This is a genomic window from Accumulibacter sp., from assembly GCF_023806565.1.
Taxonomy (GTDB): domain Bacteria; phylum Pseudomonadota; class Gammaproteobacteria; order Burkholderiales; family Rhodocyclaceae; genus Accumulibacter.
The window spans coordinates 1-13,454 of the sequence record NZ_JAMTDV010000115.1 but is presented as its reverse complement, the minus strand read 5'-3'; the positions used below and the strand labels follow the sequence as shown (position 1 = coordinate 13,454).

The window sequence follows — 13,454 nt, the reverse complement described above, 5'->3', positions numbered from 1 at the left end:
TTCAACATCGTCGCCCGCAACCAGGATGATCACGTGAAGAACATCGCCTTCCTCATGGACAGGCAGGGCCAGTGGTCACTCGCGCCAGCGTTCGACGTGACCTACAGCTACAATCCGTCGGGCAAATGGACTTCGCTGCATCAGATGACGCTGAACGGCAAGAGGGACCATTTCACGCGGGACGATTTCGAGACCTGCGCGAAATCCGCACTGATGAAACGAGGACGGGCAGCGACGATCATCGCCCAAGTGCAAGCGGCAGTGCGCCGCTGGCCGGAGTTTGCGGCGCTGGCCGGTCTGCCGGACGAGTGGCGGGACGACATTCAGCGCAGCCATCGGCTCTCCTTGGCAATCGGCTGAAGCTCTATCCGATGCCGGGGGAGCGGCCGCGAGCGGCGGGATCGGCGAGACCCGGCGCCGACCATGCCGACGATTGCCCGCCGAATTGACCCGCATCAAGTGCCAGGTGCCGGACCCGGCTATACTGGCTTGCTTCGCTTGCAGGGGTTTCCCCATGTCGCGCCAGAAAGTTCCTCAACTGATTTGCCCTGCCGGCAGCCTGCCCGCGCTCAAGGCAGCAATCGATCACGGTGCCGACGCCGTCTACCTTGGCTATCGCAACGACACCAATGCGCGCAATTTTGCTGGTCTCAACTTCGACCGCAAGGCGATGGTCGAAGGCATTCGCTACGCCCAGGCACGCGGTCGGCAGGTATTGCTGGCGATCAACACCTTCGCACAGCCGGGACGGGCTGCAGACTGGCAAGGCGCGGTCGATGGCGCGACCGACCTCGGTGTCGATGCCGTGATCCTGGCCGACGTCGGTCTGCTCGACTACGCCTGCCGGCGTTACCCGGATTTGCGGCTGCATCTGTCGGTGCAGGGTTCGGCGACGAGCTACGAAGCAGTCAATTTCGCACATCGCGAGTTCGGCGTACGGCGGGCAGTCCTGCCGCGCGTGCTCACACTGGCGCAGGTCGAGACGGTGATCCGCAACACGCCGGTCGAGATCGAGGTATTTGGATTCGGCAGCCTGTGCGTCATGAACGAGGGCCGCTGCTGGCTTTCTTCGTACGCCACCGGAGAATCACCGAATACCGTCGGCGCCTGCTCGCCAGCGAAATACGTGAAGTGGGAGAAATCGGCGGGAGAGATGAACACCCGCCTGAACGGCATCCTGATCGACTGTTTTCGCGACGACGAGCCAGCGGGTTACCCGACGCTGTGCAAGGGACGCTTCGAGGTGGATGGCGAAACGTATTATGCTCTCGAAGAACCGACGAGCCTGAACGTGCTCGAGATCCTGCCGGAGATCGCGCGCATCGGAGTCGCGGCAATCAAGGTCGAAGGGCGGCAGCGCAGTCCGACCTATGTCGCTCAGGTGACACGCACGCTGCGCGCTGCGCTCGACGAACTGGCCAACGCGAACCAGCGCTTCCACGTGAGACCCGCGTGGCAGGCCGAGTTGGCGCGGGTATCAGAGGGCAGCCAGGTGACGCTCGGCGCCTATGACCGTCCGTGGCGCTGACGGCAATGAAGATCGCTCTTGGACCATTGCTGTACTTCTGGTCGAAGCACGAGGTGCTCGAATTTTACGCCGCAATGGCGCAGAACCCGGCGCTCGACATCATCTACGTCGGCGAGGTCGTGTGCTCGCGACGCCAGCAGATGCGGGGCGCCGACTGGGTCGGTCTGGCCCGTGACCTCGGCGACGCGGGCAAGGAGGTCGTCGTTTCGGCGCAGGCGCTGCTCGAATCGGAAAGCGATCTGCGTGCCTTGCGCAGGCGGGTCGAGCAGTTGGGCGAAATCCCCGGCGCTCGGCTGGAAGCCAACGACCTCGGTGCGGTAAATGTCGCGGCGGGACGGCCGTTTGTCGCCGGGCCGCATCTCAACATTTACAACGAAGTGACGCTGGCGACCTTTGCCCGCTATGGCATGTGCCGCTGGGTACCGCCGCTGGAAGCCGACCGCCAACTGATCGAAACTGTCCATCGCAGTCGCCCGCCAGGAGTCGAAACCGAGGTCTTCGTTTTCGGCAGGCTGCCACTGGCGTTTTCGGCGCGCTGCTTCACCGCGCGTCGCTACGGTCTCAACAAGGACGACTGCCAGTTCAAGTGTCTCGATCACCCCGAGGGAATGATGCTGCGTACCCGGGAAGGGCAGCCTTTCCTGACGATCAACGGCATTCAGACGATGTCGGCGCAGACTTGCGACCTGTTGCGGCAAGTACCCGAAATGCTCGCAATGGGAATCGAGGTGATCCGCATCAGTCCGCAGCAGCGATCGATGACCGAGATCATCGCCGCTTTCGACGCGGCGCGACACGGCCAGCCCGTCACGGCGAATCGCTCGGCCTGGGCGAGCAGCGGCTTCGTCGATGGCTACTGGTTCGGTGAAGCCGGCATCACGCTGCACCAGCGGAACGCAGCCCCCGCACAAGGAATCCGACGATGATCCCAAGCCTTTCGTTTCCCCGTTTCGAGCTGCCGCGAGTGTTTGCCACGATCGGTAACCGCCTGCCGCAGTGGCCGCACTCGCTGGCGCTGGCGACGGCGCTCAATGCAGCGGCGAAGATCGGCGTCTTTCCCGAAGATAGCCTGGCGCAGCTCGCCGGCCGCAGTTTCGTCGTCGAGGTGCTCGATGCCGGTAGCCGCGCGTGCTTCTGCTACCGCGACGGTCTCTTTCGCCCGCTGTTTTCACCGCCCGCTTCGCCCGACCTCTGCCTGCGGGCCCGGCTCTCGGCTTTCCTGCAGTTGCTGGCACGCCAGGAAGACCCGGATACGCTGTTCTTCCATCGCGATCTGTCGATCGTCGGCGACACCGAGCTGGGACTGGTGGTCAAGAACATGCTCGACGCCATCGAGTGGCCACCGAGCTTGCCGGTCTTTCTTCGCCCGACGCGACCCGAGGCCTGACCACACCGCGACAGATCATGCAGCGACGACTGCCGGCGACGGGCACGCTCGTCGAAGGCGTCGCAAGCGCGCTCGGTGCCGGGCTGCTCTGGGGCCTGGTTTTCGTTGTGCCGCTGATGTTGCCGGACTATTCGCCGGCGATGCTCTCCTTTGGTCGCTACCTCGGTTTCGGCGTCATCGCACTGCTCCTCGCCTGGGCCGATCTGCCCCGTATTCGACAGCTGGCAGGTCGTGACTGGCAGGTGGCGGGCGAGCTGGCACTGGTCGGCAACCTACTCTACTACCTCTTTCTTTCGGCGGCTATCCAGTTGGCCGATGCACCCCTGCCGACGATGCTCATCGGCACACTGCCAATCGTCATCGCCATCGTCGCCAACTTCGGTGGCGAAGCGCTGCCTTGGCGGCGCCTACTGCCCTCGCTGCTGGTCATCGCGATCGGCATTGCCCTGGTGAACGGCCACGAGATGGCGCAACTCGTCGGGCAACGCAGCACGCACAACTATTTTCTTGGCGCATTGCTGGCGTTGGCTGCGGTCGCCGCCTGGACCTGGTACCCGGTGCGCAATTCGCGCTGGTTGCGCCGGCGACCAGCACTCGCCTCGGGTACCTGGGCGATCGCGCAGGGTCTGGCAACCCTGCCCCTGGCGGCCATCGGCATGGCGCTTGCCGGCTTCTGGCAGCCCGACGGCTTCGACTACCCGCTCGGACCGCAGCCAGTGCGCTACGTCGGACTGATGCTGACCCTCGGCCTGTGCGCTTCGTGGCTGGGCACGCTGCTCTGGAACCGCGCCAGCAAACTGTTGCCGACTGCACTCACCGGCCAGTTGATCGTTTTCGAGACCCTCGCGGCTTTCGCCTACGCCTTCCTCTGGCGAGGCTCACTGCCGGGCGCCTCGGCCCTGATCGGCATCGGGCTGCTGGTCGTCGGCGTGATTCTCGGCGTGCGTGCGTTTCGCCCGGCCGGACCGGTGTAGATTGCCGGCGGGCGAAACGCTCCGGGGACGCTGTGGAGGTGGATTCCTAAAATTCCCGCAGGACGACTTCCTCAGGCAGCGGTGTTCCGCGTTCGACCCGTACCGGCAAGGTTCCGATCGTTCGCCCATCCTGCGTCGCGACGATCAGGCGCCAGTCGCCCGGGTGGGGATTGAGGACCCAGGAATAGCCGCGAAAGCCCCGTTCGCGGCCTCCGGTGCTGCGGAATCGGTTGCGATACACCTCGCGCCAGCCATTCGGCTCGCGAACTTCCCAGCGATGCTGCAGGGCGGCGCTGACGCCCAGCGGTGCGAACACTGCCGACACTCCGTAAAGCTTTTCACCTTCCAGCAGGTGCACGGTAGGCGACTGATCACGCCAGAACTGCCACGGCGCCGGCGCCTCCACCTGCAGCGCGTAACGATCGCCTTCCTGCATGAAGTCGTGACCGACAGCCAGATCCTGCTTGACCAGCGGAACCGGGGCAATCATGTCCTGCTGCCAGGCCAGCAGGAGCAGCCCGGCGAGCAGCCAGGAAGGGACGATGCGACCGGGTCGACCGGGCGACAGGCGCCAGAGAACATGCGCCAGGACCACCCCAGCTGCAGTCGAAATGTAGAACCAGAGCGGATCGAGGCTGCCGACCGCGTGCGGCAGCGCGAAATTGAAAAACAGAATGGCATTGAGCGCGAACAGCCCCCAGACCAGCGTGAATCGTCGCCCGAAGTACTTGCCGGCAAACTCGTTGGCAACCAGCAGGACGCCAAGGAAAGTCGCCATCAACCACGTGCCGAGGTGGCCCGAGCTCTTGAAGTAGAGAATGAATAGCGCCGAAAAGATGCCGCCGAAGAAGAACTGCAACAGCAGGTAAGGGACTTGCCACCAGAATCCTGCAATTCGCCGCCGCAGGTTTCCCCCCGGCTCCGGTGCGGTCAGTTCGCGCGCATCTCGCCGCGCCAACCACAGGATCAGCAACGCGGCCCCGAACAGGAAAGCGCCAAGACGCCAGAAGTCGGTGACCTTGACGCGCTGGCCGATGGTCAGTGCGTCCCAGACAAAGCCGGCGAGAAACGCGGCCAGCGGGTACAGGCGCCGCAGAAAGGTCAATGGAACCAACTCGCCGCAATTACCAAGTGCGCCAGCGCAGCCGACGCCCGCTCAGTCTTCGATGAATCGGTCAATGAAAGCGTCTATCTCGGACTTGCCGACAAAGATGCCATAGTGCCCTTCGCACAGGACGTCGACGGCGAGTGCCCGCAGCCTGCGTAGCGAAGCCTGATATTCGGTAGCGTTCGACAACAGCATCGGATGCAGCGGTCCGTGCACATCCTGGGCGAACAGCACCCTCTTGCCGTCGGATTCGACCAGGTAGGCAATGGATCCCGGAGAATGCCCGGGAATGTGCATGACCTCGATCGAACGATCGACGAGCCGGATCCGATCACCGTCGGCCAACCGCACATCGACCGGACAGGCATCGAGTTCGTCGCCATACCAGGACGCAGCGCTGACGCTGGGGTCGCCGCTTTCCAAGTAACCTGCCTCCAGGGCATGGATCGCGACCTGGCAACCCGAGCGGCGTCGAATCTCGACGGCACCGCCGGAATGGTCGTAATGGCAGTGAGTGAGCAGCAGAAACCGGATCTGTTGGGGAGCGACACCGGCCGCGGCGATGTTCGCCAGCAGACGGGTGCTGGCGCGCCCGCAACCGGAATCGATGAGCGCCGCCTGGTTCGCCACCTGGACGAGATAGACTGCCGCGTCATTGGCATCGCTCAGGCCGGGGCCACCGACCTGGGTGATTTCCGAGGTGATGAAACGAGTACGCGGGCCCATGCTTCTCTATCCTTTCCCCGTCGCCGCCAGTGCCGCGTGCAACTCGGCGCGTGGGTCGGCGAAATCGTCGAAGCGTCGCCCTTCGGCACGGCTGTACCAGTAACGGCTGTTCCATGCGTCGCCCTCGATCTTGTGCAGGATCGCATGCACCCAGCAGGCCAGCGGGTCATCCAGTTCCTGGACCATCGCGTGCGCCCGCTCCCAGTTGCCGGCCAGGGCCGCTTCGATGGCGGTGGCGTGAGCGGTGGCAGTGAACGAAGACATGGAGGCTGCGCCTTTGCGACGATGATCGGGATCACATCGCTTACGAGAAAGCCCGATTTCTGCGGAAATTCCTCGACCGGATCTTACTCCCAAAGTGCGGACGATCACGAATCGCCACTTCGGCGATCACGCCACCTGCCGATCGTTGCCCGCATCCGCCTCGGCGCGATGGCAAGACCGGCGCGCCGCGCCGATTCAGGTCGCGAGATCCAGCCTGACCTGCACCGTACCGCCACCCAGCCGACGCCGCATCGGCAGACCGCTTTTTTCGAAAACCGAAAGCATCGGGTGATTTTCGAGCAACGTGTCGGCAACGAAGTGAGTGATGCCGGCAGCGCGTGCGATGCGCACCAGATGCTGCAACAATTTCCCACCGAGTCCCCGCCCCTGGAAGTCGTCTTCGACAGTGAACGAAATCTCGGCGCCGGCCGCCGGATCATCGGCCACCCGCATCACGTAGGACGCGCCGCCGACGATGCGTTCGCCGTCTGCATCAGGCAGACACACGATCAGGCGCACGACCGACACGAAATCCACTTCGGTCCACGCCCGCAATTCGCTCGTGGTCGGCTCGCCGTGGGCAGCAAAGAAACGCATGTAGATCGTGCGCGATCCGAGCTCGTGATAGGCGTCGAGCATTGCCTTCTTGTCGTCAGGCCGGATCGCTCGCACGATGACCGTGCGGCCATCGCGCAACGTTTCTTCGACGCGGTAGTGGTTGAGGTCTGAAATATCCATTCCATTGCAGACTGTTCGCGCACCGTGCAAGACGCGAACGAAACAAGGGGGTTGGGCCGAACCCTCGCTGGAACTGCCGACAACTCGACACCGCACTTGCAGCCGGGTGAAATAGTGTATCGAGCGCCAAGCAGCGCGGTCAATTGACACGCTCCACACTCGCCACGGATACTGTGCAGGAGCTTCCCCAATCACGGCTTTCCCGAGTGCGCGCGCCAATGCCTCTCTCCAAGCGGTTTCTGCCAACCTGGGCGAGGAACTATTCCAGGGGAACATTTGTTGCCGATTTCTCGGCGGGATTGATCGTCACCGTGCTGGTGATCCCGCAGAGCCTTGCCTACGCCTTGCTCGCCGGTTTGCCGCCACAGGTCGGGCTCTACGTCAGCGTCTTTCCGGTCATCGCCTACGCCCTGCTGGGCAGCAGCATGGTGCAGGCGGTGGGTCCGGTGGCGATCACTGCGATCATGACCTACTCGCTGCTCAGTCCGCTTGCCGCGCCAGGGTCACCCGAGTACCTCGCACTGGCGGCAGCGCTGTCGCTGCTCTCAGGTGCGATGCTGCTGGTCTGCGGCGCGGTGCGCCTGGGATTTCTCTCGCAGTTGCTCAGCCGGCCGGTGGTCGGAGGTTTCATTGCCGGATCTACCGTGCTGATCGTCGTCAGCCAAATGGAGTATCTGCTGGGTCTCTCGATCACTGGCGATAACACGTGGCAGCTGCTGGCGGACCTGCTGCGCCAGATCCCGAACAGTCACCTGGCAACCGCAGCAATTGGCGTGTCGGCGCTGCTGGCCCTGCTTGCGATCCGCCACAGCCTCGCCTGCTGGCTCCTCCGGATCGGCATCGACAGGGACAAGGCAGCATTCGCCGTTCGCCTGACGCCCTTGCTGGTCGTTTTCGCGGGTACGCTCGTGGTCGTCGCTTTCGACCTCGATCACCGCCACGGTGTCGCCGTCGTCGGCACCGTGATCGAAGGGCTGCCGCGCTTCACGCCATTCCTGCCTGCCTACGATACCTGCAAGACGCTGGTCGTCGCTGCCTCGGTGATGGCCCTGGTCGGCATGGTGCAGAACATCACCATGGCGCAGGCGCTGGCGATCAAGCGTCGCGAACGCGTCGATGCCAACGCGGAGTTGCTGGGACTCGGAGCCGCCAACGTGGTCGCGGCCTTCTACGGGGGAATGCCGGTCGGCGGCGGTCTTTCCCGCTCGGCGGTAAATGTGGCGGCTGGCGCCCAGACGCCCTTCGCCAGCATCGTCTCGGCGCTGACGATGATCGGCGTCGTGGCCGGAGCGGCGCACTGGTTTGCCCGCTTGCCGCTGGCCGTTCTCGCGGCGAACATCATCGTGGCAGCGTACCCCATGATCGACCTGCGCGCGCTGCGCGAGTCATGGCGCTACGACCGTGCCGACGGGCTGGCCTGGGTGGGGACGGCGGGTGGTGTGCTGGCCTTCGGCCTGCAAACAGGAATCGGACTCGGCGTCGTGTTCTCCATGGGCACTCTGCTGCTACGAGCGAGCACACCGCATATCGCGGTGATCGGCAGGATTCGCGGCAGCGAACATTTTCGCAACGTCGAACGTCACGACGTGGAAACGATTCCGGAAGTGCTCTTCCTGCGCATCGACGAAAGCCTTTTCTTCGGCAACCTGGGTGCGGTCGAGCTACGACTGAATCAAGAGCTGGAATCGTCGGCCGAAATTCGGGACGTGGTGCTGGTAATGAACGCAGTCAATCGGATGGACGCGACCGCGGTCGAGGTGTTCGCGGAACTCAACCGTGAGCTCGGCGAACGGCGTACCCGACTGCATCTCGCCGAGGTCAAGGGGCCGGTCCAGGATCGCTTGCAGCGTACCCCCTTCTGGGCGACGCTGTCGGGAAGGGTATTTCTCTCGGCCAATGATGCCTTCGAAGAGCTTGCCGGTCGGGTTCGGTAGACTTTTCCGGCAGACTGAGTAGCGACCGGCCATTGCAGCGTTCGCTCGCCACTCGGCGGCGGATGCGTGCAGCCCGCCGGCTGGCGGAATCGGATTGCACAGCAGGCACGACTTATAATGGCGTCCGCTTGCTCGCTCACCGTCCGTCTACCATGGGCACCGCAATGGATCCGATGACCCTTCTCACCAGTCCGCAAATGTGGATGGCCTTCGCAACGCTCACCGCGCTCGAGTTGGTGCTCGGCATCGACAATGTGATCTTCATTTCCATCCTGGTCGACCGACTGCCGCCGGCGAAACGCGAGAAGGCCAGGAGGATCGGCCTGTTCCTGGCGATGTTCATGCGCATCGCGCTGTTGCTGCTGCTCTCGCTGATCGTCGGCGCGACCGCGCCTCTTTTTACAGCTATGGGGCAGGCGGTGTCGCCGCGCGATCTGATCCTGATCAGTGGTGGCGTCTTCCTCGTATGGAAAAGCACACAGGAAATCCATCAGCTGCTCGAGGGCGAGGAGGGGCATGCATCGACCACCGTGCCGGCGACCTTCTCGGCGATCATCTTGCAGATCATCATGATCGACATCGTCTTCTCGCTCGACTCGATCATCACTGCCGTCGGCATGGTCGACGAAGTCGCCGTAATGATCGCGGCAGTGGTGGCGTCGGTGGCGCTGATGATGGCCTTCGCGTCGGTCATCGGGCGCTTCGTTTCCGAGCATCCGACGATCAAGATGCTCGCCTTGTCGTTCCTGATGGTAGTTGGCGTCGCGCTGGTCGCCGAGGGCTTCGGGCACAAGGTACCAAAGGGTTACATCTATTTTGCCATGGCCTTTTCGGTGATGGTCGAGATACTCAACATGCGCGCGCGCAAGAAGCACGCGGCACCGGTACACCTGCACGCGCCTTACACGCGTCGCGACCCCGACTGATTGCGCAATGACGTAGGCCTGCGCAATGGACGCCGCACTACTGATTGGCCTGATCCTGCTCAACGGCGTACTGGCAATGTCGGAGATTGCCGTCGTGTCCTCGCGACAGGCACGCCTGGTGAAACTCGCGGAAGACGGCAATACAGGCGCGCGCTCGGCACTGGCACTGAATCGAGAACCCTCGATCTTCCTGTCCACGGTGCAGGTGGGCATCACCATGGTCGGCATCCTCAGCGGAGCAATCGGGGAAGCGACGCTGGCCGTTCCGCTCGCCGAATGGCTTGGCCAGTTTCCATCAATCGCCGATCACGCCATGGGCATTGCCATGACGACGGTCGTCGGCGTACTGACCTATCTCTCGGTAGTGGTCGGCGAACTGGTGCCCAAGCAGCTCGGACTGCTGGCGCCGGAGCGGGTTGCAGCGCGGATTGCACGGCCGATGAATCTGTTGTCGCGAATGGCCGGACCGTTGGTCCTGCTGCTCTCGTCATCATCCAGCCTGTTGCTGTTTCTGCTCGGCGTACGTCGCCCGCACGAGCCGTCGATCAGCGACGACGAGATCAAGTTGTTGATGGAACAGGGCGCCGAGGCTGGCGTCTTCCACGCCAGCGAGCGGGCGATCGTGGCCAACGTTCTGCGCCTCGACCAACAGTGGATTGGCTCGATCATGACCCCCCGCAAGGACATTTACCTGCTGGACCTGAATGACGACGAGGCAGAAATTCGCAGGCGTCTCGCCGAGAGTCCGTACAAACGCGTCGTCGTCTGCCGCGGCGGCCTGGACAACATCGTCGGCGTCCTGCGCACCGGCGATCTGCTCCAGATGGCTCTGTTCGCCGCACCGCTTGCCGTGGAGCCTTTCGTCCGGGCTGCACTGTACGTACCGGCCGGCGCCACGGTCACCCAGTTGCTCGAAACCTTCCGTCGTGCGCGCCAGCAGTGCGCTCTGGCAGTCGACGAATACGGCGAGCTGGAGGGACTGGTCACGCTCACCGACGTGCTCACTTCGATCGTCGGCGACCTGCCAAACCCGGACATTCCCGAAGAGTGTGCCATTGTCGTTCGCGAAGACGGATCGTGGCTGGCCGACGGGGACCTCAGCATCGAACGCATCAAGTCTTTTGTCGGGATCAACGGGGAACTGCCGGGCGAGAGGCAAAACGCCTTCACCACCATCGGCGGCTTCGTGATGTACATGCTCGGTCGTGTTCCGGTAACTGCCGATCACTTCGAAAGCGACGGCATCCGCTTCGAGGTCGTCGACATGGACCGGAACCGCGTGGATAAGGTGTTGATTTCACGGCTTGCGACGGGCCAGCGGATGAACGCCGCCGAGCATTGATTAACCCGCTGGCCTTCAGCCCGGACGATACACGGTCGGGTCGACAAGACCGGCGGCGAGAAAACCAGCTCGCCGCAATCGGCACGAATCGCACACCCCGCATGCCCTTCCGCTTTCGTCGGCCTGATAGCAGGAGACCGTCAGGGCAAAGTTCACGCCGAGTTCGGTGCCACGCCGAACGATCTCTGCCTTGGCAAGATGGATCAGTGGCGCATGAATACGCAGCGTCGCACCTTCGACGGCGGCTTTGGTGGCGAGATTGGCCATTCGTTCAAAAGCCGCGATGTACTCCGGACGGCAATCGGGGTATCCAGAGAAATCGACGGCGTTGACGCCGACAAAAATGTCGCGGCTGCGTAGCACCTCGGCCCAGGCCAGCGCCAGCGCTAGCATGATGGTGTTGCGTGCCGGCACGTAGGTCACCGGAATTCCCGCATCCACACCGGCGACGGGAACCGGAATGGTTTGGTCGGTCAGCGCCGAACCGCCGAAGCCAGCGAGATCCAGGCGCAGTACCCGATGTTCACGGGCGCCAAGCGCTTCGGCAATTGCCGCCGCCGCCTGCAGTTCGGCATGGTGACGTTGCCCATAATCAAGCGAGAGACAATGGCACTGGAAACCTTCGGCGCGGGCGATCGCCAGCGTGGTTGCCGAATCGAGCCCGCCCGAGAGGAGGACGACTGCCGGCCTGCCGACAGGGGAATGAGAATCGCCATGCATTTGATCGTGACTATACCGCTTTCCAGCACCGGCAGCTCGCGTCTCTGACATCGCCGCGAGAATCTCCCGCGTATGCCGGCGCAAGCGGGCGACCTCTTGCGGCGAACCGCGGTGACAGTCTCTGCCACACGCCCTCGATGACAGAGGCGCAACGCCTGCCGGCCATGGTCATCAGGTACCATCGGCATTGGATAATGTTATTGACGCTGCCCATGCTGCGCGACCAAAATCTCCCTGAACCGTGCACCGGGTTGCAAGGACCACCACGAGGGGCCCAGCATGATCTCCTTTTACACATCGCTGCTGTCAAGACCACAGGCGTCGAACGGAACGCTGACCACGCTTTGTCGGGATCTGCCGAACGCCGAAAGTCTCGTGCTCACCGACTCGCAACGGCTGTTCGTAAGCGGGCGCGAGGGCGTGTACGAACTGCTGGCATCTCCCGACGGTAGCTGCCACACACGACTCATTCCGGTGGCCGTACCGGGCGTGAGGATGCCCTGCATGATCAACGGTCTCGCCGCGCACGGCGACCACCTTTACCTGGCATGCGCCTATGTTCATCAGAGCGAGCATCCGCTGGTCAAGGCGCTTCTTGATGATGTCAACAGCGTCGAACAGACGGCCACGGGGCTGCTGCAACTGTACGTGGCGGCGTTCACCTTTCGCGTCGAGTCGTGGATCGTCCGCTGCGACCTCCGGCGAACGCCGCTGGCGTTCACCGAGTACGTGGCTCAGTTGCCCGGCGACGTCGCGAGCGCCGAACAACGGGCGGTAAGCCTCACCGACAACATCCTGGCAAACGGTATTGCCATCGACGCCAAGGGCGAATCCATCTATGTCGCCAACAGCGTTCCGGGAGTTGCGGCAGCCATTTATCGGGTGCCCGCCGACCTCGCCGGGAACACGCGCAAGGCAATGCTCTGGTGTCGCCCTGCGGGCTGCCGACCAAACGGGCTGGAGGTGCATGGCAACACGCTGTATTACACGGGCGACGGAACGGCTGCCGCCGTGCTGGGCAGCGTCCCGATCAAGGGCGATGGCAGCGCCGGCACTTCACAGGTGCTCACCACTTCGCCCTTGGAGATATTCGACGATCTGACGACCGTCGCGCAGGGTTTCGTCGTTGCCCAGTTCGGTGATCGCAAGGGCCTCGGAGCGGGCGCACTGCATTTCATAGCGAAAGGTGGCAGGCGGCTCGGAGTGCTCCGCCGCCAAGAGATCTCCAAGCCCTGCGCGGTGGCGGTGGCGAAGGGAGCGGGCCGGTTCCACACGGCCGGAGATCTCCTGATCGTCGACAAGCACCAAGGACGCGTCCTGGTATTCGCGCCCGACGAACCGTGGCGCAATTGGTTGCTATCCCGCACCGCCTAGCCCTCGCCGAACTGCCTGCGCACACGCCTCATCCCCATCGCCCGAGGTGCGCCGCGGGTGCTCAGGGAACCTTGAGCACGTCCCTGATTTCGTTCAGACTTGCGGGAATCCGCTGGAGAATCGCTGTCGTTGCCTGCTGATTGGCTTTGACCACGATCTCGGCCAGCTCGCGCATCTCGCCAACCGCCTTTTCGAGCGCTTTCCTCGCCAGATCGGTCTCCGCTGCGACGATCTCGTGTGCCGAGCCACTCTTGCCGACCGCATCGATTGCCGCGCGCAGCTCGTGCATCGTCTCCTGCAGGAGCCTCGCTTGCCACTCACCGACCGCCTTCACTCCTTCCAGCGCCGCGCGGTTGGCAGTGCTCAGCGCTTCCAGGTTTTCCCGCTGGCTCGCCACCAGAGCGTCCATGTTCAGCCCCGGCACCTTCAATCC

At 63.5% G+C, this 13,454-nt stretch carries 15 protein-coding genes; 9 read left to right on the top strand and 6 right to left on the bottom strand.

Features of this window, described 5'->3' with window-relative positions; all coding sequences use genetic code 11:
- The 5 genes from NFV80_RS12730 to NFV80_RS12710 all read left to right on the top strand — a co-directional run.
- The coding region (locus NFV80_RS12730; protein WP_295327643.1) for a HipA domain-containing protein at window positions 1-360 on the top strand (360 nt) is incomplete at its 5' end.
- A gap of 154 nt (window positions 361-514) precedes the next feature.
- Window positions 515-1,528 carry a peptidase U32 family protein gene (locus NFV80_RS12725; RefSeq protein ID WP_295327645.1) on the top strand — a complete coding sequence of 338 codons (1,014 nt, stop codon included), beginning with the start codon at window positions 515-517 and terminating at the stop codon, window positions 1,526-1,528.
- Between the two features lie 5 nt (window positions 1,529-1,533).
- Window positions 1,534-2,454, top strand: a complete 921-nt coding sequence (locus NFV80_RS12720; RefSeq protein ID WP_296758891.1) for a U32 family peptidase — start codon at window positions 1,534-1,536, stop codon at window positions 2,452-2,454.
- A complete protein-coding gene (locus NFV80_RS12715) occupies window positions 2,451-2,915 on the top strand; it encodes an SCP2 sterol-binding domain-containing protein (protein WP_295327648.1) in 465 nt (154 codons plus the stop codon). Before NFV80_RS12720 ends, NFV80_RS12715 begins: the two co-directional genes overlap by 4 nt.
- A gap of 17 nt (window positions 2,916-2,932) precedes the next feature.
- The gene (locus NFV80_RS12710; RefSeq protein WP_295327650.1) at window positions 2,933-3,889 is read left to right on the top strand and encodes a DMT family transporter; all 957 of its coding nucleotides are present in this window, start codon (window positions 2,933-2,935) and stop codon (window positions 3,887-3,889) included.
- A 46-nt stretch (window positions 3,890-3,935) separates the two neighbouring features.
- Here the strand turns inward: NFV80_RS12710 and NFV80_RS12705 are convergent, their stop codons facing one another.
- The 4 genes from NFV80_RS12705 to NFV80_RS12690 form a co-directional block, all read right to left on the bottom strand.
- Window positions 3,936-4,994, bottom strand: a complete 1,059-nt coding sequence (locus NFV80_RS12705) for a DUF2914 domain-containing protein (protein ID WP_295327652.1) — start codon at window positions 4,992-4,994, stop codon at window positions 3,936-3,938.
- A gap of 51 nt (window positions 4,995-5,045) precedes the next feature.
- On the bottom strand, window positions 5,046-5,723 hold the full coding sequence (locus NFV80_RS12700; RefSeq protein WP_295327654.1) for an MBL fold metallo-hydrolase: 678 nt from the start codon (window positions 5,721-5,723) through the stop codon (window positions 5,046-5,048).
- A 6-nt stretch (window positions 5,724-5,729) separates the two neighbouring features.
- A complete protein-coding gene (locus NFV80_RS12695; RefSeq protein ID WP_295327656.1) occupies window positions 5,730-5,987 on the bottom strand; it encodes a hypothetical protein in 258 nt (85 codons plus the stop codon).
- 195 nt (window positions 5,988-6,182) lie between these two features.
- Window positions 6,183-6,725 carry a GNAT family N-acetyltransferase gene (locus tag NFV80_RS12690; RefSeq protein WP_295327658.1) on the bottom strand — a complete coding sequence of 181 codons (543 nt, stop codon included), beginning with the start codon at window positions 6,723-6,725 and terminating at the stop codon, window positions 6,183-6,185.
- Between the two features lie 218 nt (window positions 6,726-6,943).
- Here NFV80_RS12690 and sulP point away from each other — a divergent pair, with 218 nt between their 5' ends.
- From sulP to NFV80_RS12675, 3 genes are all read left to right on the top strand, one after another.
- Complete coding sequence (gene sulP / locus NFV80_RS12685) at window positions 6,944-8,659, top strand: sulfate permease (protein ID WP_295327660.1); 1,716 nt, start codon at window positions 6,944-6,946, stop codon at window positions 8,657-8,659.
- Window positions 8,660-8,823: 164 nt separating this feature from the next.
- A complete protein-coding gene (locus NFV80_RS12680; RefSeq protein WP_295327662.1) occupies window positions 8,824-9,585 on the top strand; it encodes a TerC family protein in 762 nt (253 codons plus the stop codon).
- Window positions 9,586-9,610: 25 nt separating this feature from the next.
- Window positions 9,611-10,927, top strand: coding sequence for a hemolysin family protein (locus NFV80_RS12675; RefSeq protein WP_295327664.1), 1,317 nt, complete (start codon window positions 9,611-9,613; stop codon window positions 10,925-10,927).
- 15 nt (window positions 10,928-10,942) lie between these two features.
- On the opposite strand, the gene queC is transcribed toward NFV80_RS12675, so the two are convergent.
- A complete protein-coding gene (gene queC, locus NFV80_RS12670; protein WP_295327666.1) occupies window positions 10,943-11,647 on the bottom strand; it encodes a 7-cyano-7-deazaguanine synthase QueC in 705 nt (234 codons plus the stop codon).
- A gap of 279 nt (window positions 11,648-11,926) precedes the next feature.
- On the opposite strand from queC, the gene NFV80_RS12665 reads away from it, so the two are divergent.
- Window positions 11,927-13,021 carry a hypothetical protein gene (locus tag NFV80_RS12665; protein WP_295327668.1) on the top strand — a complete coding sequence of 365 codons (1,095 nt, stop codon included), beginning with the start codon at window positions 11,927-11,929 and terminating at the stop codon, window positions 13,019-13,021.
- Window positions 13,022-13,082: 61 nt separating this feature from the next.
- On the opposite strand, the gene NFV80_RS12660 is transcribed toward NFV80_RS12665, so the two are convergent.
- On the bottom strand, window positions 13,083-13,454 hold a 372-nt coding region (locus NFV80_RS12660), incomplete at its 5' end, for a phasin family protein (protein ID WP_295327670.1).